Origin of the sequence: Streptomyces sp. NPDC101225, from assembly GCF_044767585.1 — a bacterium.
Classification (GTDB): Bacteria; Actinomycetota; Actinomycetes; order Streptomycetales; family Streptomycetaceae; genus Streptomyces.
The window spans coordinates 64763-82847 of sequence record NZ_JBIWOE010000008.1 but is presented as its reverse complement, the minus strand read 5'-3'; the positions used below and the strand labels follow the sequence as shown (position 1 = coordinate 82847).

At 71.6% G+C, this 18085-nt stretch carries 18 protein-coding genes; 10 read left to right on the top strand and 8 right to left on the bottom strand.

From position 1 onward, the window contains the following. Nucleotides 1–2 precede the first annotated feature (2 nt). From ACIRPX_RS14080 to pssA, 4 genes are all read left to right on the top strand, one after another. Nucleotides 3–509: a MaoC family dehydratase gene (locus ACIRPX_RS14080; RefSeq protein ID WP_404193068.1), complete on the top strand. Its 507-nt coding sequence runs from the start codon at nucleotides 3–5 to the stop codon at nucleotides 507–509. A gap of 5 nt (nucleotides 510–514) precedes the next feature. Continuing rightward, on the top strand, nucleotides 515–1729 hold the full coding sequence (locus tag ACIRPX_RS14075; RefSeq protein ID WP_404193065.1) for an acyl-CoA dehydrogenase family protein: 1215 nt from the start codon (nucleotides 515–517) through the stop codon (nucleotides 1727–1729). Between the two features lie 170 nt (nucleotides 1730–1899). Further along, entirely contained in the window at nucleotides 1900–2556 is a 657-nt protein-coding gene (locus tag ACIRPX_RS14070; protein WP_384260222.1) for a phosphatidylserine decarboxylase, read from the top strand. Continuing rightward, complete coding sequence (gene pssA, locus ACIRPX_RS14065) at nucleotides 2543–3397, top strand: CDP-diacylglycerol--serine O-phosphatidyltransferase (protein WP_384260052.1); 855 nt, start codon at nucleotides 2543–2545, stop codon at nucleotides 3395–3397. Before ACIRPX_RS14070 ends, pssA begins: the two co-directional genes overlap by 14 nt. A gap of 231 nt (nucleotides 3398–3628) precedes the next feature. Here the strand turns inward: pssA and ACIRPX_RS14060 are convergent, their stop codons facing one another. Continuing rightward, nucleotides 3629–4747 carry a glycerate kinase gene (locus tag ACIRPX_RS14060; protein WP_404193062.1) on the bottom strand — a complete coding sequence of 373 codons (1119 nt, stop codon included), beginning with the start codon at nucleotides 4745–4747 and terminating at the stop codon, nucleotides 3629–3631. A gap of 216 nt (nucleotides 4748–4963) precedes the next feature. Between ACIRPX_RS14060 and ACIRPX_RS14055 the strand changes: the two genes are divergently transcribed. Together ACIRPX_RS14055 and ACIRPX_RS14050 are read left to right on the top strand one after the other, a co-directional pair. Beyond that, a complete protein-coding gene (locus tag ACIRPX_RS14055) occupies nucleotides 4964–6037 on the top strand; it encodes an ADP-ribosylglycohydrolase family protein (protein WP_404193059.1) in 1074 nt (357 codons plus the stop codon). A gap of 40 nt (nucleotides 6038–6077) precedes the next feature. Further along, on the top strand, nucleotides 6078–6572 hold the full coding sequence (locus ACIRPX_RS14050; RefSeq protein WP_404193056.1) for an NUDIX domain-containing protein: 495 nt from the start codon (nucleotides 6078–6080) through the stop codon (nucleotides 6570–6572). 7 nt (nucleotides 6573–6579) lie between these two features. On the opposite strand, the gene ACIRPX_RS14045 is transcribed toward ACIRPX_RS14050, so the two are convergent. Beyond that, nucleotides 6580–6843, bottom strand: coding sequence for a hypothetical protein (locus ACIRPX_RS14045; RefSeq protein ID WP_404193053.1), 264 nt, complete (start codon nucleotides 6841–6843; stop codon nucleotides 6580–6582). Nucleotides 6844–6930: 87 nt separating this feature from the next. Between ACIRPX_RS14045 and ACIRPX_RS14040 the strand changes: the two genes are divergently transcribed. Next, a complete protein-coding gene (locus tag ACIRPX_RS14040; protein WP_404193050.1) occupies nucleotides 6931–7668 on the top strand; it encodes an SIR2 family NAD-dependent protein deacylase in 738 nt (245 codons plus the stop codon). On the opposite strand, the gene ACIRPX_RS14035 is transcribed toward ACIRPX_RS14040, so the two are convergent. From ACIRPX_RS14035 to ACIRPX_RS14020, 4 genes are all read right to left on the bottom strand, one after another. Continuing rightward, nucleotides 7665–8156, bottom strand: a complete 492-nt coding sequence (locus ACIRPX_RS14035) for a methylated-DNA--[protein]-cysteine S-methyltransferase (RefSeq protein ID WP_404193046.1) — start codon at nucleotides 8154–8156, stop codon at nucleotides 7665–7667. The genes ACIRPX_RS14040 and ACIRPX_RS14035 overlap by 4 nt on opposite strands. 11 nt (nucleotides 8157–8167) lie before the next feature. Next, entirely contained in the window at nucleotides 8168–9652 is a 1485-nt protein-coding gene (locus ACIRPX_RS14030) for a DNA-3-methyladenine glycosylase 2 family protein (protein WP_404193043.1), read from the bottom strand. A 91-nt stretch (nucleotides 9653–9743) separates the two neighbouring features. Further along, complete coding sequence (locus ACIRPX_RS14025; protein ID WP_404193040.1) at nucleotides 9744–10127, bottom strand: BlaI/MecI/CopY family transcriptional regulator; 384 nt, start codon at nucleotides 10125–10127, stop codon at nucleotides 9744–9746. Nucleotides 10128–10188: 61 nt separating this feature from the next. After that, nucleotides 10189–10842 carry a DedA family protein gene (locus ACIRPX_RS14020; RefSeq protein WP_404193615.1) on the bottom strand — a complete coding sequence of 218 codons (654 nt, stop codon included), beginning with the start codon at nucleotides 10840–10842 and terminating at the stop codon, nucleotides 10189–10191. A 134-nt stretch (nucleotides 10843–10976) separates the two neighbouring features. Here ACIRPX_RS14020 and ACIRPX_RS14015 point away from each other — a divergent pair, with 134 nt between their 5' ends. After that, on the top strand, nucleotides 10977–11384 hold the full coding sequence (locus ACIRPX_RS14015; protein ID WP_404193036.1) for a BlaI/MecI/CopY family transcriptional regulator: 408 nt from the start codon (nucleotides 10977–10979) through the stop codon (nucleotides 11382–11384). A 37-nt stretch (nucleotides 11385–11421) separates the two neighbouring features. Here the strand turns inward: ACIRPX_RS14015 and ACIRPX_RS14010 are convergent, their stop codons facing one another. Then, the gene (locus tag ACIRPX_RS14010; protein WP_404193034.1) at nucleotides 11422–15306 is read right to left on the bottom strand and encodes a glycoside hydrolase family 2 TIM barrel-domain containing protein; all 3885 of its coding nucleotides are present in this window, start codon (nucleotides 15304–15306) and stop codon (nucleotides 11422–11424) included. A 470-nt stretch (nucleotides 15307–15776) separates the two neighbouring features. Here ACIRPX_RS14010 and ACIRPX_RS14005 point away from each other — a divergent pair, with 470 nt between their 5' ends. Next, nucleotides 15777–16421: a TetR/AcrR family transcriptional regulator gene (locus ACIRPX_RS14005; protein ID WP_404193032.1), complete on the top strand. Its 645-nt coding sequence runs from the start codon at nucleotides 15777–15779 to the stop codon at nucleotides 16419–16421. A gap of 150 nt (nucleotides 16422–16571) precedes the next feature. Further along, nucleotides 16572–17099 (top strand): nitroreductase family deazaflavin-dependent oxidoreductase, encoded by a 528-nt coding sequence (locus ACIRPX_RS14000; protein WP_404193030.1) that lies wholly within the window; start codon nucleotides 16572–16574, stop codon nucleotides 17097–17099. A 64-nt stretch (nucleotides 17100–17163) separates the two neighbouring features. Here ACIRPX_RS14000 and ACIRPX_RS13995 read toward each other — a convergent pair whose 3' ends face one another. Beyond that, nucleotides 17164–18081: a lysophospholipid acyltransferase family protein gene (locus ACIRPX_RS13995; RefSeq protein ID WP_404193028.1), complete on the bottom strand. Its 918-nt coding sequence runs from the start codon at nucleotides 18079–18081 to the stop codon at nucleotides 17164–17166. Between the last annotated feature and the right edge of the window lie 4 nt (nucleotides 18082–18085).

Here is an 18085-nt window from a genome sequence, read left to right as displayed (position 1 = left end):
TCATGCAGTTCGGACGCACCTACGAGGAGTTCGAGGTCGGGGCGACGTACAAGCACTGGCCCGGGAAGACGGTCACGGAGTACGACGACCACCTCTTCTGTCTCCTCACCATGAACCACCACCCGCTCCACATGGACACCAACTACGCGGAGAGGACGACGGACTTCGGCAAGAACGTCGTCGTCGGGAACTACGTCTACTCCCTGCTGCTCGGCATGTCCGTCCCGGACATCTCCGGCAAGGCGATCGCGAACCTGGAGATCGAGTCGCTCAAGCACGTGGCGCCGACCTTCCACGGCGACACGATCTACGGCCAGACGACCGTGCTCGACAAGTGGCCCTCGAAGTCGAAGAACGACCGCGGCATCGTCCACGTCGAGACCAAGGGCTACAAGCAAGACGGCACCCTGGTCTGCGTGTTCCGCCGCAAGGTGATGGTGCCGACCGAGACGTACATCAAGGAGCGCGGCGGCGAGCAGCCCGGCCGCCCGGAACTTCAGGAGGGCTGAGCCCCATGGCACGCCTCGCCCAGACCGCCGGTCTGACCGACGTCCAGCAGGAGATCATCTCCACCGTCCGCGACTTCGTGGACAAGGAGATCATCCCGGTCGCCACCGAGCTGGAGCACCGCGACGAGTACCCGCAGAGCATCGTCGACGGCCTCAGGGAACTGGGCCTGTTCGGCCTGATGATCCCGGAGGAGTACGGGGGCCTGGGCGAGTCGCTCCTCACCTACGCCCTGTGCGTCGAGGAGATCGCCCGCGGCTGGATGTCGGTCTCCGGGATCATCAACACCCACTTCATCGTGGCGTACATGCTCAAGCAGCACGGCACGCAGGAGCAGAAGGACCACTTCCTGCCGCGCATGGCGGCCGGCGACATCCGCGGCGCCTTCTCCATGTCGGAGCCCGCACTCGGCTCGGACGTCTCGGCGATCAGCTCCAAGGCGGTCAGGGACGGCGACGAGTACGTCCTGAACGGCCAGAAGATGTGGCTGACGAACGGCGGAACGTCAAGCCTGGTCGCCGTTCTCGTCCGAAGTGACGAAGGACACTCCCCCGAGGAGGCGGCCGCGAAGCCCCACAAGTCGATGACCACCTTCCTGATCGAGAAGGAGCCCGGCTTCGGAGAGGTCCGCCCCGGCCTCACCATCCCCGGGAAGATCGACAAGATGGGCTACAAGGGCGTCGACACCACCGAGCTGATCATGGATGGCCTGCGCCTTCCCGCCGATCGGGTGCTCGGCGGCACCACCGGCCGAGGTTTTTACCAAATGATGGACGGCGTCGAGGTCGGCCGCGTCAACGTGGCGGCGCGTGGCTGCGGCGTCGCTCAGCGTGCCTTCGAGCTCGGCGTCCAGTACGCCCAGCAGCGCCACACTTTCGGCAAGGCGATCGCCCAGCACCAGGCCATTCAGTTCAAGCTGGCGGAGATGGCCACCAAGGTCGAGGCCGCCCATGCGATGATGGTGAACGCGGCACGCAAAAAGGACTCCGGACAGCGAAACGACCTCGAGGCCGGGATGGCGAAGTACCTCGCCTCCGAGTACTGCAAGGAGGTCGTGGAGGACTCCTTCCGGATCCACGGCGGCTACGGCTTCTCCAAGGAGTACGAGATCGAGCGCCTCTACCGTGAGGCCCCGATGCTGCTGATCGGCGAAGGTACCGCCGAAATCCAGAAAATGATCATCGGTCGCAGGCTGCTCGAAGAGTATCGATTCCAGGGCTAGATGTCCGGATACGGGGTGTTTTCTTGGGGAAGAAGATCACACCCCGTCATCCTTCTTCGGCCTCCGACTCGGCTTCCTGGCTTGCCCAGTTGTGGTCCGCGACCGGTACGATCCCGGGAAAGCCGCCGTCCCCCGTTACTGCGCGGCATCATCCGCTACGAAGGTCATCCATGCCCCACAGCCAAACCTCTGCACCAAGCGACAGCCGGGCCGGCGTACGCCTCGCGCGCGGAGCATCGCCGTGGCTTCTCCCGACCGTCGCCACCGCAGCCCTCAGCCTGGCCCGCGCACGCCGCTCCGGCGCCGCCAAGGCCGTGGCCGTGCCCGCCACCGCACTCGCGGCGGGCATGCTGTGGTTCTTCCGCGACCCTGAGCGCGAGATCGCCCAGGGCCGGGTCATCTCCCCCGCCGACGGTGTGGTGCAGAGCATCATGCCGTGGAAGGACGGCCGCACCCGCGTCGCGATCTTCATGAGCCCGCTCAACGTCCACGTCAACCGCGCGCCGCTCTCCGGCACGGTGACGTCGGTCGAGCACATCCCCGGCGGGTTCGTACCGGCGTTCAACAAGGAGAGCGAGAACAACGAGCGCGTAGTCTGGCATTTCGACACCGAACTCGGCGACATCGAGATGATCCAGATCGCCGGTGCGGTGGCCCGCCGCATCGTCCCCTACATCCCGCAGGGCACGAAGGTCGAGCAGGGTGACCGCATCGGGCTGATCCGCTTCGGCTCGCGCGTCGACATCTACCTGCCCGAGGGCGTGGAGGTCGCGGTCGAGGTCGGTCAGAAGACCGTGGCTGGGGTGACTCGCATTGACCGTGATTGATCCTGAGACCCAGGCGGGCTGGGTGCCCGAGGCGGACGAGGTGGACGAAGAGGAGGAGATGCCCCTCTCTCTGCGCCTGTCGATAGCGGACACCCTCACCCTCGGCAACGCCACGTGCGGCTTCATGGCGGTGTACTTCACCACCACCGGCATCCTGATCCCGCACCTCACCGGCGACCAGGAGACCGGCATGGCCCGCCACAGCGCGGCCACCGCGGTCATCCTGATGCTGTGCGCGGCGGTCTTCGACCTGTTCGACGGGCTGGTGGCACGCAAGCTGCGCTCCTCCCCCATGGGTGCGGAGCTGGACAACCTCTCGGACCTGATCAGCTTCGGTCTGGCGCCGGCGTACTTCGTCCTCGTGTACGGCATGGTCGCGGACGACGCGCACCAGCGGATGGCCGCCGTCGGGGCAATCGTGGTGCTCCTGGCGGTCGTGCTGCGGCTGGCGCGCTTCTCCTGCGTGACGGTGCCGAACGGCATGTTCCAGGGCATGCCGTCGCCGTTCGGGGCCCTGACGGTCGTCTCGATCGTGCTGCTGGAGCTGCCCTTCGTGGCGACGCTGCTGGCGATCGTGGGCACGGCCTGGCTGATGGTGAGCCGGGTCGAGTACCCGAAGCCGCGGGGCCGCCTCGCGGTGGCGATGCTGTCCTGGATCGTCGTGTCGATGGGGCTCCTGGCCGCCTGGGCCTTCGACGCCCCGAGCGGTCAGCTGCTGCTCCAGACGGGCTGCGCGCTGCAACTGGTCACCGGCGCGGTGATCCCGCTGTTCGCCACGGCCCGCCGGGTGAACAACTTCCGCGGCAACCGGCGTGAGGCACGGGCGGCCCAGCTGCCGTAGGCCCCGCCGTGACGCTCCCGAGGGGGCCCGGACCGACAGGTCCGGGCCCCCTCGCCCGTTCGCGATGCCTCAGGGCTGCGGGGTGTACGTCCGGGCCGGCTGCGACGCCTCCGCCGGGCGGACCACCCTCATGCCGCCGGTGGCGCTCTTGTCCGGCCGAAGGCCGACGCTCTCGCGGGACGAGGCGGCCGCCGGGTCGCTGAAGTCCTGGACGGCGGCCGCCCCGCGCCCTCAGGCGAGGAAGTCGCGCGCGATCTGCTCCGCCAGCCGCTCCAGGATCGGGCCCGCGTCCGCGATGCACTTCGCCACGTCCGGCTCCAGCTCCGTCAGCGGGTAGGCGCGGCGGATGCCCGCGCGGCCGAGTGCCTCCGGCGGCAGGGCGACACGGCCGCAGACGGCGACGACCTCCTTGTCCGCGGCGCGGGCCGCGGCGGCCACGCCCGCGGGCGCCTTGCCGTGCAGGGTCTGCTCGTCCAGGGAACCCTCGCCGGTGATCACCAGGTCCGCCCACTCCAGCGCGGGCGCGAAGCCCAGCACCTCGAGCATGACCTCGATGCCGGGCCGAAACCGGGCGCCGAGGAGGAGTGCGCCGTAGCCGATGCCGCCGGCCGCGCCCGCCCCCGGGGCCGCCGCGAACTCCGCCGCCTTCGCCCCGGCCGTCCGCTCCAGCACCTTCGCGTAGTGCGCGAGGGCGGAGTCGAGGGTCTCCACGTCGTCCGGGGAGGCGCCCTTCTGCGGGCCGTAGACGGCGGGCGCGCCCTTCGGGCCGGTCAGCGGGTTGTCGACGTCGCTGGCCAGGACCAGGTCGACGGAGCCGAGGCGCGGGTCCAGATCCGAGAGGTCGGCCAGGACCAGCTCGCCGAGGCCGCCGCCGCCCGGTGGCACCGGCTCCCCGTCCGCGTCCAGGAACCGCGCGCCGAGCGCGGACAGCATCCCGGCGCCGCCGTCGGTGGTCGCGCTGCCGCCCACTCCGAACACGATGGTCCGCACGCCCGCGTCCAGCGCGGCGCGCAGCAGTTCGCCGGAGCCGTACGTGGACGCCGTGAGCGGTGCGAAGACGCCGGCCGGCAGCCGCTGGAGCCCGCTCGCCTCCGCCATCTCCACGACCGCGGTGCCGCCGCGCAGCGCGAACGCCGCCGTGACCTCGTCCCCGAGCGGTCCCGCGACGCGCACCTCGCGCCGCTCGAAACCGGCCGCGACCGCCGCGTCCACGGTCCCGTCGCCGCCGTCGGCCACCGGCAGGGCCTCCACCGGGAGGTCCGGCACGACCCGGCGCAGCCCGGCCGTCACCCGCTCCGCGACCTGCACGGCCGTCAGCGACCCCTTGAACTTGTCCGCGGCGATGAGCACCCTCCGGGCACCCCTACCTGCAGCGTCCGCCACCTTGTCTTCCCCTTGCTCTCCGGGCCCCGCACGTGTCAAGGCCAGTCGCGCCGCTGCGACCATAACCGGAGGAAGCCCCCTCCGTCATGCTCCGCCCGGCCCGTGGGACACGCCCGGCGGCCGCCGGTGCCTCCGTGCGCGACGGGCGGGCGGCCGGGTCGGGAATCGGGTAGACCATGAGCTATGACCCTTGTGGGCACTGAGCCAGAGCTCGCCGACCGCATCCTCGGGGGCTGGCTCGGCCGGATCGCGGGCAACATGCTCGGCAAGCCGGTCGAGCAGGGCGACCTGTGGACGCGCGATCGCATCGACCGCTATCTGCGGCAGGCAGCCGCCCTGCCCCTGACCGACTACCTCCCCGAACCCGCCGTCGAGAGCGAGGGCTTCGAGCTGCGCCCCGAGTGGCGCCAGTGCGTCCGCGGGCGCATCCACGGCAGCTGCCGCGACGACGACGTCGACTACGCGATCCTCGGCCTGGATCTGCTGGAGACCCACGGCTTCGGCTTCAGCACCGAGCAGGTCGGGGAGCTGTGGCTGCTGCGGCTGCCCTATCTGCAGACCTTCACGGCGGAACGGGCGGCCTACCGCAACCTCGCCAACGGGATCAAGCCGCCGCTGACGGCCACGTACGACAACCCGTACCAGGAGTGGATCGGCGCCCTGATCCGCGCCGACATCTACGGCTGGACGTGCCCCGGCCTCCCGCGCCGGGCCGCCTCCCTGGCCCGCCGGGACGCGGTGCTGTCGCACACCGGCAACGGGGTGTACGGCGCGATGTGGGCGGCGGCGCTGATCGCGGCGGCGTTCACGGCGCCGACCGTGCGGCACGCGATGGACCAGGCGCTGGCCGTGATCCCGGCGAGCAGCCGGCTCGCGCGTACGGTGCGCCGTGTCGTCTCGCTCCACGACACCCGGATGACCTGGGAGGACACCCTGGCGACGGTCTCGGAGGAGACCGCCGGGCTCGGCTGGATCCACACGATCCCGAACGCGGCGGTCATCACCGCGGGCCTCCTGTACGGCGACGGCGACTTCACCCGCACCATCGCCCTCACCGTCCGCGGTGGTCTGGACACCGACTCCAACGGCGCGACCGCGGGCTCGGTGGCCGGCGTGCTGACGGGGGCGGACGCCATCCCGGAGCAGTGGACGCAGCCCCTGGAGGACACCGTCCGCAGCGCGGTGTTCGGCTTCGACGGGTCGCGCATCAGCGAGCTGGCGGAGCGGACGCTGCAGCTGGCGGGGACGGAGGCCTAGGGCAGGCCTAGGGCGTGCTCCGCCTGGTTACCCTTCCTGGATGACCTCCACTCCAGACTTCGCCACGTACATCGCCGGTCTCCCCCGTGTCCTCGCCGGAGCCGCCGCCCTCTTCCGCGACGCCGAGGGCCGGGTGCTGCTGGTCGAGCCCAACTACCGTGAGGGCTGGGCCCTTCCGGGCGGCACGATCGAGTCGGACGACGGCGAGAGCCCGCGCCAGGGCGCGCGCCGCGAGACGCTGGAGGAGATCGGCCTCGACCGCGAGCCGGGGCGGCTGCTCGCGGTGGACTGGGTGTACCGGCCGGGCTGGCCGCCGCTGGTGGCGTACCTCTACGACGGCGGTGTCCTCGGCGAGGAGGACGTCAAGGCGATCCGTCTGCAGGAGGAAGAGCTGCTGTCCTGGCGGCTGGTGGGCCGCGAGGACCTCGGCGACTTCCTGCTCGGCACCCTCGGCCACCGTGTCCTGGCCGCCCTGGACGTGCTGGCGGAGGGTTCGGGCACGGCGGAGCTGGAGAACGGCCGCAGGGTGGGCTGAGCCGCCGTTACCGCGCGAGCTCCTCGTCCGGGTCGATGTGGCCGTGGTGGATCCGGCTGTGGTCACGGTCGTTGCAGGCGTCGTCCACCGACTGCGCGGTCCAGGGCGCGGCCACCGGCACGAGGGCCGTGGCCTCCTTGCAGAGTCCCTTGGCGGACAGCGTCCTGCCGCCGATGTTGATGCGTCCGTGGTCGCCGTCGTCGGCCTGGGCCGGGGTGGCGAGCGTGAGACCGACCATGGTGAGCGCCGCCAGGGCGCCGATCTTCTTCATGGCCTGGCCAACGACACCGGGATCGGCCAGGTCACGCCACCGGATATCCCGTGGCTCCGAGCAGGCGAGCGCCCGTACCCTCGGCCCATGAACAGGCCCCTCGTCGCCATTCTCAGCGGCGCCGGCATCTCCACCGACTCCGGCATCCCCGACTACCGCGGCCCGCAGGGCCTGTGGCGCCGGGATCCCGAGGCCGAGAAGCTCGTGACGTACGCGTACTACATGGGCGATCCGGAGATCCGGCGGCGGTCCTGGCTGATGCGGCGCGAGAGCCGGGCGCTGGATGCCCGGCCGAACGCCGCGCACCGGGCCGTCGCCGAGTTGGAGAGGTCCGGCGTGCCGGTCAGGGTCGTCACGCAGAACGTCGACGGGCTGCACCAGCTCGCCGGCCTGCCCGCCCGCAAGGTGCTCGAACTGCACGGCAGCGCACGGAGTGTCGTGTGCACCGGCTGTCATGCGCGCGGATCGATGGAGGAGGCCCTCGCGCGCGTCGACGCCGGTGAGGCCGACCCGCCCTGCCGCGAGTGCGGCGGCATCCTGAAGTCGGCGACCGTGATGTTCGGCGAGCGCCTCGACCCGGAGGTGCTCGGTGACGCGCTCGCCGTCAGCAAGGCGTGCCAGGTCTTCGTCGCCGTCGGCAGCAGCCTCCAGGTGCAGCCCGCCGCCGGTCTCGCGGGCGTCGCCGCCGACCACGGGGCGCGGCTGATCATCGTCAACGCCGAGCCCACGCCGTACGACGACCTCGCGGACGAGGTCGTACGCGAGCCCATCGGTACGGCGCTGCCCGCACTGCTGCGCGAGCTGGGCACGGAGACGGCGGGCTAGAACAGGGCCGTTCCGCCTTCGAGGGCGAGCAGGCGCCGCTTGCGTTCGAGGCCGCCGCCGTAGCCCGTGAGGCTGCCGTCGGCGCCGACGACGCGGTGGCAGGGCACGATGATGCCGATCGGGTTCCTGCCGTTGGCGAGACCGACGGCGCGGGAGGCGGACGGTCTGCCGAGGGCGTCGGCGAGCTGCCCGTAGGAGCGGGTCTCGCCGTAGGGGATGCGGCGCAGTTCGTCCCAGACCGCGCGCTGGAACGGGGTTCCGTGCAGGCTCAGTGGCAGGGTGAACTCCGTCAGCTCGCCCGCGAAATAGGCCTTGAGCTGCTGCTCGGCCTCGGCGAAGAGGGTGTCGTCGCGGTCGCCGAAGGTCTCCTGCGGCGGGCGGTGGCGCTGGCCGGTCATGTAGAGGCCGCACAGGACACCGTCGTCGGCCACCAGGGTGAGGGGGCCGTAGGGACCGGCGACCACCGTGTGCCGCTTCGTGGAACTCATGGCGAACGTCCTTACACCGGGAGGAAGTTGATGGGATGACTGTCCGTCGCCCACAGGTACTGGACGGCGTACGCGCGCCAGGGCCGCCAGGCCGCCGCACGGGCCGTGAGGGCCGCCGGGGTGGAGGGGAGGCCCAGCTCCTGGGCGGCACGGCGGATGCCGAGGTCGGTGGGGAGGAAGGCGTCGGGGTCGCCGAGGGCGCGCATGGCGATGACGTCGACGGTCCACGGGCCGAAGCCGGGCAGGGCCAGGAGCCGGGCGCGGGTCTCCGGCCAGTCGCTCTCCGGGCCCAGGTGGAGGGTGCCGTCGGCGAGTTGACGTACGAGAGTGGTGAAGGTGGTGCGGCGGGTGCGCGGCATCGCCAGGGACTCCGGGTCGAGGGCGGCGAGCGCGCCGGGGGTGGGGAAGACGTGGGTGAGGCCGCCCTCGGGGTCGTCCACCGGGTCGCCGTGCGCCGTGACGAGGCGGGCCGCGTGGGTGCGGGCCGCGGCCGTGGAGACCTGCTGGCCGAGCACGGCCCGTACGGCGAACTCCGCCTCGTCCACGGTGCGCGGGACGCGCCGCCCCGGGGCCTTGTCGACCAGCGGGGCGAGCAGGGGGTCGGTGCGGAGCTGGTCGTCGATCGCGACCGGGTCGGCGTCCAGGTCGAGCATGCGGCGGCAGCGGCTGATGGCGACGGGCAGGTCGCGCAGGTCGCCGAGGGTGAGCCGGCAGGCGATGTGGTCGGGCTCGGGCGCCAGGGCGACGATGCCGTGGCCGTACGGCAGGCGCAGCGTGCGGCGGTAGGCGCCGTCCCGCCACTCCTCCACGCCGGGTACGGCGGTGGCCGCGAGGTGGCCGAAGAGGTTGTCGGGGTTGAGCGGGGTGCGGAAGGGCAGGCGGAGCGTCAGTGCGCCCGGCGTGCCGGACGGCGCGTTCTTCCGCGGCAGCCGGGCCCGCAGTTCGCTGGGCGACAGGGCGAAGACCTCGCGCACGGTGTCGTTGAAGGTGCGGATCGAGGAGAAGCCGGCGGCGAAGGCGATCTCCGCCATCGGGAGCGTCGTCGTCTCGATCAGCAGGCGGGCGGTCTGGGCCCGTTGGGCACGCGCCAGCGCGAGCGGGCCGGCGCCCAGCTCGGCGAGGAGCTGGCGTTCGATCTGCCGGGTGCTGTAGCCGAGGCGGGCGGCGAGACCGGGGACGCCGTCGCGGTCCACGACGCCGTCGGCGATCAGGCGCATCGCGCGGGCCACGAGGTCGGCGCGCCGGTTCCATTCCGGGGAGCCCGGGCTGGTGTCGGGGCGGCAGCGCTTGCAGGCCCGGAAGCCGGCCTGCTGGCAGGCGGCCGCGCTCGGATAGAAGGTCATGTTCCCGGGCTTGGGCGGGACGGCGGGACAGCTGGGGCGGCAGTAGATGCGGGTCGTCAGGACCGCCGTGAAGAACCATCCGTCGAAGCGCGCGTCCTTGGACTGGACGGCGCGCACGCAGCGCTCCCGGTCGGTGTGCATCCCGTTCTGCATGGCTCCAGCATCGGGGACGGGCGGCATCGGGGCTGGCGAGAATCCGACGTCTACCTCGCCCGCGCTGGAGCGCCCCGGATCGCCCCTGGCCTCACGCCCCGCCCTCGTCCAGGAGCGCACGCAGGGCGGCCTCCTCCGCCGAGGTCAGTCCGGTCACGAAGTGCTGCAGCGCGGCGATCGGGTCGGGCCCACGGGCCAGGGCACGGTGCATGGCCTCGGCGGTCAGCTGGGCGGCGTTCTTCACCGGGCGGTAGGCGCCGCGCCGGCCGCCGGCGTCCCGCAGGACGAGGCCCTTGTCGTGCAGGCGCCGCAGGATCGTGTGCACGGTGTTGTAGGCGAGGCCGCCGCGCAGACAGGCCTGGATCTCGGCCGGCGTGAGGGCGCGGTCCGTCGCCCACAGGGTGGCGAGGATCTCGCTCTCCAGCTCGCCCGGACCGCGTCGTACGGCCCTGCCGCGAGGAGTCGCGCCGGCCATGGCACCACATTACGGCGCATACGCGAGGGCGGTCAGTGCCGCGGCCGACACGTCCTGCCGGTCAGGGCGAGGTCGTCCCCTCGGAGGCGCGGCGGGCCCGGGCGCGGCGCGCCTCCAGGGCGATCGGGGTCAGGGAGGCGAGGACGACGAGCCCGACCAGCGGCAGCAGGTAGCGGTCGACGTTGGGTACCGAGGAACCGAGCGCGTAGCCGCCCAGGGTCAGGCCGATCGTCCACACCAGGCCGCCCACCGCCTGCCACACCGTGAAGACCCGCGGCGGCACTTCCAGCGCACCGGCCAGCGGGTTGAGCACCGTGCGCACGATCGGCACGAAGCGGGCCAGGACCACCGCCTTGGCGTGGCCGTAGCGTTCGAGGAGCTGCTCGGCCCGCTCCGCGCCTTCGTGCAGCTTCTTCGCCCTGCTGCGGGCCAGCAGGGCACGGCCGCCCCGGCGCCCGAGCCAGTACCCCGTCTGGGCACCGAGGAGCGCGCCGACCACGGCGGCCACCAGCACCTGCCAGAGCGAGAGACGCACCGCCGCGTCGGAGCCGCCGGCGCACAGCAGTCCGGCCGTGAACAGCAGGGAGTCGCCGGGCAGGAAGAAGCCGACCAGCAGTCCGGTCTCGGCGAACATCACGACGGCGACGCCGAGAGCGCCGAACGCGGACAGCAGGGAACCGGCGTCCAGGACGTTCACCGCCAGGTTCACGGCCATGTGGGCAGCTGCCACGGAGACGACCCCTCTCATACTGGGACGTGGACGGAGCGGGTGCGGGCCCGCACCGAACGACTACAGTCATGTAGACCGTCTACTGCACTGTAGACGAACGAGAGCCGAGGAGCGTTCCCATGTCCGAGCGGAACGGTGACGAGCCGGTCGACGGGCGCACGGACCGCCGGCCGGCCGGCGAGCTGGAAGCGAGCGTACTCGCCGCGCTGTGGGCCGCGGGCAAGGCGCTCACACCCGGCGCGGTCCAGAAGGAGCTCGGCGGCGGCCTCGCGCGCACGACGGTGACGACCATCCTCACCCGGCTGCACGCCAAGGGGGCCGTGACCCGTGCCCGCTCGGGCCGCGGCTACGCCTACGCCCCGGCCCAGGACTCGCACGGGCTCACGGCCCGCCGGATGCACGCCGAACTCGACAAGGACGGCGACCGCGGCACCGTCCTCGCCCGCTTCGTCTCCGATCTGAGCCCCGCGGACGAGGAACTGCTGCGCTCCCTGCTGGAGGGCGGCTCCGCGGCGGACGCGGGCTGACGCCACGGCGTGCGCCGGTGCGGGCCGCCCTCCCGGATCACCCGGAGAACTCCGCGGCCGTGGGCCGCCGGGAGGCCGCCGTCGCGCCGCCGACACCGGACAGCGGACGCAGCCGGTAGGTGTAGCCGTAGTCGCGGTCGGCGAACAGCTTGTAGGCGTCGTGCGTCTGAGCGCCCCAGCTGTTGTCGCCGCCCACGCCCATCTGCCGGTGGTTCACCCGCAGGACGACCTCCTCGCGCGGGGTGAGCTGGTACGCGTGGCGGGCGGCGAGCGACAGGTCCTCCGGCGTGAAGTGGGAGGCGTTGACCTCCAGCAGCGGTTCGCCGCAGACCAGCAGCCCCCGGCCCCGGCCGTCGGTCAGGGCGGCCCAGCGGACGTCGGTCTTGTTGCCGTTCTCCTGCGGGCGGATGTAGGGCGTCCACTGCTCCGAGACGGTCCCGGAGTACAGGCCCACGTCGGTGCCGTCGTTGCGGTCCCAGTGGTTCTCCTCGGGGCCGCGGCCGTAGTAGTGCAGATGCTCCAGCCGGCCCGGCAGGAACAGCAGGGTGCCGACCTCCGGGATGTAGGGCAGGCTCGGGGCGCCCGGGTGGAAGGTGTTGTCGACCTTGATCTCGCCGTTGCCGAAGACCGTGTAGGTGGTGGTGTACGCCGACTCGACGGTGGTCGGCAGCGTCCCGGCCACCTTGATCTCGACGGCCCTGTCGCGCAGCGTCCGCACGCTGAAGGCCGTCACCTTGCGGCGCTCCCCGGCGTCGCGCCAGGTCTGGTTGCGGGTGTGCTGGCCGTTGCCGTGGTCGTTGTCGGTGGGAGCGCGCCAGAAGTTGGGCACGGGCCCGGCGGTGACCAGACGGGTGCCCGCGGCCTCGTACGAGGTGATGGTTCCGCTGTGCCTGTCCACGGTGACGGAGAAGTCCTCGCCGGTGACGGTGACGGATGTGTCGCTCTCGTGGTGCCGCAGGGCCGGCACGTTCTCCAGCGGTACGGGAGTCACCGCGGGGGCGCCCGCGTCGAGCGGCAGTTGCTGCGCGGCCACCTCGAAGCCGGCCTCGGCCCACGGCGTGGGTTCCCTGGTGGTGAAGGAGAGTTCGAGGAAGTACTCGGTGCCCGGTGCCGGGTCGGCCGGCAGGCGCACGGGCACGGTGACGTCCTTGCCCGACAGCGGCGGCACGTCGAGCTGGGCGCGGGTGAGGGTGCCGCGCCGTACGGTCCTGCCGTCGGCCACGAGCGCCCATCTGCCCTCGTAGGCACGGAGGTTGGTGAACAGGTTCTCGTTGGTGAGGGTCACCGCGCCCGGGCCGCCGGAGGCCGCGGTGATGTTGACGGCCTGGTAGATCCGCTTGACCTCGGCCGCCTTGCCGGTGTGGGCACGGTCGGCGGTGACGATGCCGTTGGCGCAGAAGTTTCCGTCGTTGGGGTTGTCGCCCCAGTCTCCGCCGTAGGAGAGGAACGTCCGCTCCCGCGGCCGCCGTTCGGTGACGGCGACGGTGGCCGCGTCGAACCAGAACCGCACGCCGTCGTCACCGGGGCCGCGGTCGGCGGCCAGTTCGGCCGCGCTGAGCGCACGTGCGTAGACGCGGGCCCGCCGGATGGTGCCGCTGAACTCGCGGGTGGGGTTGTCGGCGTCGTTGGCGAGGGCCAGGGGCGCGGTGTTGACGGCGGGGAGCCGGGTGGTGGTCCTCGTGGCCTTCACGGCGCCGTCCACGTACAGGGTCAGCGTGCCGGCCTGTGCGTCGAACACGCCCGCGAGGTGGTGCTCGGTGCCGGTCCAGTCGTCCGGCACCGTCCAGCTCGCGCTGATCCACTGGCCGTCGCCGTAGATGAAGAACTCCAGGGTCGTGCCGCTCTGCTTCAGCGCGTACTGGGTGTCCCCCTTGGCGATGATCGGCTGGTGGTAGCCCGTCGCGTGCGGGGTGGCCCACGCCTCCAGGGTGAGCGAGCCGGTCAGGTCCAGACGGTCGTCGCGGGCGAAGACGGTCGCGCCGGACAGGCCCTCGGCCCGGTCGAACGTGCCGCTGGGATCGCGGAGTTCGCCGCGCAGACCGACCGGCCCGCGCTCGGTGAAGATCTTCCGGACGGGTGTGGCGCGGCTCAGCGACTGGTCGACGAAGTCCCAGATCCAGCCGCCCTGCAGCACGTCGTGGCGGCGGATGACGTCCCAGTACTCCTTGAAGTTGCCGTTGGAGTTCCCCATCGCGTGCGCGTACTCGATCATGACGTACGGCCGGGTGTCGCCGGCGTCCTTCGCGCGGGCCTCGATCCGTGCGGGCGACTCGTACATCGCGGAGCGGATGTCGCTCATGGCGGGACGGTCGTCGCCCTCGTACTGGATGACGCGGGTGGGGTCGTAGCCGCGGATCCAGTCGTGCATGGCGACGAAGGTGCTGCCGGTGCCCGCCTCGTTGCCCAGCGACCAGATGACGACCGAGGCGTGGTTCTTGTCGCGGTGGACCATGTTCCGCGCGCGGGCCACGCAGGCCGCCGTCCAGTCCGGGTGGTCCCCCGGGTAGCGGTCGCGGACGCCATGGGTCTCGAGGTTGGTCTCGTCGACGAGGTAGAGGCCGTACTCGTCGGCGAGGTCGAGCCAGACCGGGTCGTTCGGGTAGTGGGAGGTGCGCACGGAGTTGATGTTCAGCCGCTTGATGATGCGGATGTCCTCGACCATGTCCGCGCGGCTCAGGGCGGTGCCGCGGGCGGGGTGCATCTCGTGCCGGTTGGTGCCGCGGATCGAGACGGGCCTGCCGTTGATGCGCATCAGCCCGTCCTTGAGGGCGAACTCGCGCAGGCCGACCCGGTGCGAGAGGGTCTCGGTCACCTTGCCCGCGGGGTCGCGCAGCTGGAGCACGGCCGTGTAGAGGTAGGGCCGCTCGGCCGACCACAGTTTCGGCGCGGGCACGCTTCTGGCGGCCCGTACGGTCGTCTCGCCGCCGGAGGCGAGGTCCGCGCTCTGCCGCAGCGGGCGGGACCAGACCGGGTGGCCGTCCGCGTCGTAGAGCTGGGTGTCGACCGTGTAACGGCCCGCGTGGCCGCCCGCGTAGGCGCGCACGCTCGCGGTGACCGACAGCTCGGCGGACCGGTAGCCGTCGCTCAGCGGGGTGTCGAGCTTGAAGTCGCGCAGATGCACCGAGGGGGTGGAGTACAGGAAGACCGAGCGGAAGATGCCGCTCAGCCGGATCATGTCCTGGTCCTCCATCCAGTCCCCGTCGGAGAAGCGGTAGACCTCCACCGCGATCTGGTTGGCGCCGGGCCGCAGATGCGCGGTGATGTCGTACTCGGCCGGGGTGCGCGAGTCCTCGTGGTAGCCGACGAGTTCGCCGTTGATCCATACGTAGTGGGCCGACTTGACGCCCTCGAAGTGCAGGAAGGTACGGCGTCCCGTCCAGTGGCGCGGGACGGTGAAGGTGCGTCTGTACTGGCCGACCGGGTTGAAGCGGGTGGGGGCGGCCGGCGGCTGGGCCTCCTCGCCGCGGCCGTTCGCTCCCCACCAGGGGTAGGTGATGTTGACGTAGATCGGGAAGTCGTGGCCCTGCTGCTGCCAGGCGGAGGGGACGGCGATGGTGTCCCAGTCGCCGTCGTCCAGGTCGGTGCGGTGGAAGTCGGGGTCGCGGTCGTCGGGGCGGTCGGCGTGCGCGAACTTCCACGTCCCGTCGAGGCTGAGCCGGTAGGGCGAGCGGGTCCGGTCGGCGGCCAGCGCCTGGCCGAGGTGCGCGTAGGGCATCAGCGTGCTGTGCGGCGGCTCGGTGCCCACCTGGAAGAGGGCGATGTCTCCGTTCCACTCCGGCGTGCCGTCCGCCGCCGCGCCCGGATCGGCCGCGTGAGCGGTGGCCGACGGGGTGGACAGGGCGAGCGCGCCCAGGACGGCGGCTCCTCCTTCGAGGAGGCGGCGGCGGCTGACGAGCCGGTCGGCGAGGGACGGGTGCGGCATGATCGTGGCCTTCCTCGGGACGACAGTGCGGTGCGCGTACTGAGGGTGCGTCAGATGATGTCGGAAGCTGTTGGGATACGAGAGTTGATGTCGACTCGGCCGGCAACCGACGGTGACGCAGTGGCTGCAGAGACAGCTGCACCCTAGGTCGCGGGCGCGGGCCAGGCAACGATCCTGTCGGAATCTGTGCGGTCCTGAGGACTCCACTTCTCACCGCAGCACACCGGCGGCAGGTCCCGTCGCGCGCACCCCCCGGGGGCCCACGCCTGACACCGTCACCGACCCGACACCGCCACGGACCGCCCACCGCGTGGGCGACGGACAAGAACCGCCGGGAGCCGACGGCCGGCCGGACACACCGTCCCGCCGTAAACCAATTGAATTCCGGTCGACGCCGCGAGAGTCCGCGCGGGAACGCGCCCGGCGCCCATGCCTGTACGGTCGATAATGAATTGCCTAGAATTCCGCACATGCGTTTAATCCGCGACGACCGGACCGCTCGCGCGGTCATCCGCGACGAGGCCCTTCGCCTGTTCGCCGCCGACGGACCCGAAAAGGTGACAGTGCGGCAGATCGCCGCCGCCGCGGGCATTTCGCCCGGCCTGGTCGCCCATCACTTCGGGTCGAAACAGGGATTGCGCCAAGAGGTCGACGCATACGTCCTGGACTTCTTCGAGGCGATGCTCGGCGAGTTGACCGGAGGCGGCGGTGCGGAACTGCTCGACCCGGTGTCCGGGACGAGTTCGCTCAGTGAGGCGTTCGCCCGGCACCTGCCCGAGGACTCACCCCTGCCCGCCTACGTGCGCCGGCTGCTGATGTCCGACTCCGACGCCGGACGGCTGCTGTTCGAGCGGCTCTTCGAGGCGACCAGGACCACGCTGGACGCCCTCGCCAAGGCCGGGCTGGCCGCGTCCGGGCGCGATCCGGCGATGCGGGCCGCGTTCCTGCTCGCCAACGACCTCGCCCTTTTCCTGCTCCGCGACCGCCTCACCGAGGTCCTCGGCACGGACCCGCTCTCCGCGGACGGCGTCACCCGCTGGTCCCCGGAAATGCTGAGCATCTACGCGGGCGGGCTGACCGCGGCACCCCCGCAGCCGGACCGGGACACCCTCTAGGGCGCCCTGGCCGGGAACCTTGGCCGATTCACAACTTCCGCCGTTCCCCAGCTTATTTATACTGTGCAAAGATTGCATTTTCGAAGGAGCCCCGGGCGTATCGCCATTGGTGGACGCGGGCCACACGCCCACAAAGCCAGGAAGGCAACGATGACGCAACACGAGAGCACTCCCCGCCGTACTCCGCCGCCCAGCGGATGGCGCCGGTGGGCGTTCCGCCTTCCCATCCGTCTGTACCGCGCGGGGCTGGGACCCCTGCTCGGCAAACGATTTCTCCTGCTCCACCACACAGGCCGCACGTCCGGTCGGCAACGCCAGGCGGTCATCGAAGTGGTGTCCTACGACGCGCATGCCGGCACCTGGATCGTCGCGTCGGGCTTCGGGCCGAAGTCGGACTGGTATCAGAATCTGCGCCATCGGCCCGAGGCCGCCGTCCAGTTCGGCCGACGGCGCTTCACCGTCACCGCTCATTTCCTGACGCCCGGGGAAGGCGCCGACATCATGGCCGCGTACGCCAAGAAGCACCCGCGAGCCGCTCGCCGTCTCTGCTCGCTGATGGGCTTTCCCGTGGACGGCAGCGAGGCCGGCTACCGCGGCGTCGGAGAGGCCACGCCGTTCGTGCGGCTCGAGGACGCGGCCCGGTCCCGAGAGGGCGGACGACCGACCCCGCCGGCGTGAACGAAGGGACCGGACGACCGCACGGCGTGGTGGTCCGGCGCCATGCGGCTTCCCGGTCACAGCACTAGCGGAAGACCGATCCCCGGTCGCGGACCATCGTGGTGAGTGTCTCCTGGATGGTGTCGCGGACCTCGTCCGAGATCTTGTGCACGAACATGGGGTCCTCCAGCGTCTCGGAGGAGTAGTGGTCGGTCCGGATCGGCTCACCGAACCGGATCGTCCACTTGGTCGGCAGCGGGACGGCGCCCAGCGGGCCGAGCAGCGGGAAAGTGGGCGTGACCGGAAAATAGGGCAGGCCGAGCCGGCGGGCCAGCGGGCCGGCGTCCGCGACCATCGGGTAGATCTCCTCGGCCCCCACGATGGAGCAGGGCACCAGTGGGCTCCCGGTTCTCAGCGCCACGGCCGCGAAGCCGCCCCGGCCGAAGCGGCGCAGCCGGTATCTCTCGGCGAACGGTTTGCCGAGCCCCTTGTAGCCCTCGGGCATCACGCCCACCAGCTCCCCGCGCTCCAGCAGCCGCAACGCGCCGTCCATGCAGGCGACCGTGTGGCCGGCCCTGCGGGCCAGCGTCCGGATCAGCGGCAGTTCGAAGACCAGGTCGGCGGCGAGCAGCCGCAGCGCCCGCCGCGCGGGGTGGTGGTCGCGCAGCGCGACCTGCAGCATGAGCGCGTCCAGCGGCAGCGTCCCCGAGTGGTTGGCGACGATCAGCGCGCCGCCCTCGGCCGGTACGTTGTCCAGTCCCTCCACGTCGACGCGGAAGTACTTCTCGTAGAGGGGCCGAAGGGGTGCCAGCAGGACGTCGTCGGTGAGTTCGGGGTCGAAGCCGAAGTCGTCGACCCCGTGCTCCTCGGTGAGACAGCGGTCGAGGACGTCACGCCCCCGGGCCAGGGCGAGCATCCCCTGGGCGACCGCGTCCATGAGCAGGTCGCGCGGGCTCACCCGTTCCCGCGCGCCCGGGGTCTCTTCGTGACGTGCCTCGTCCATGGGC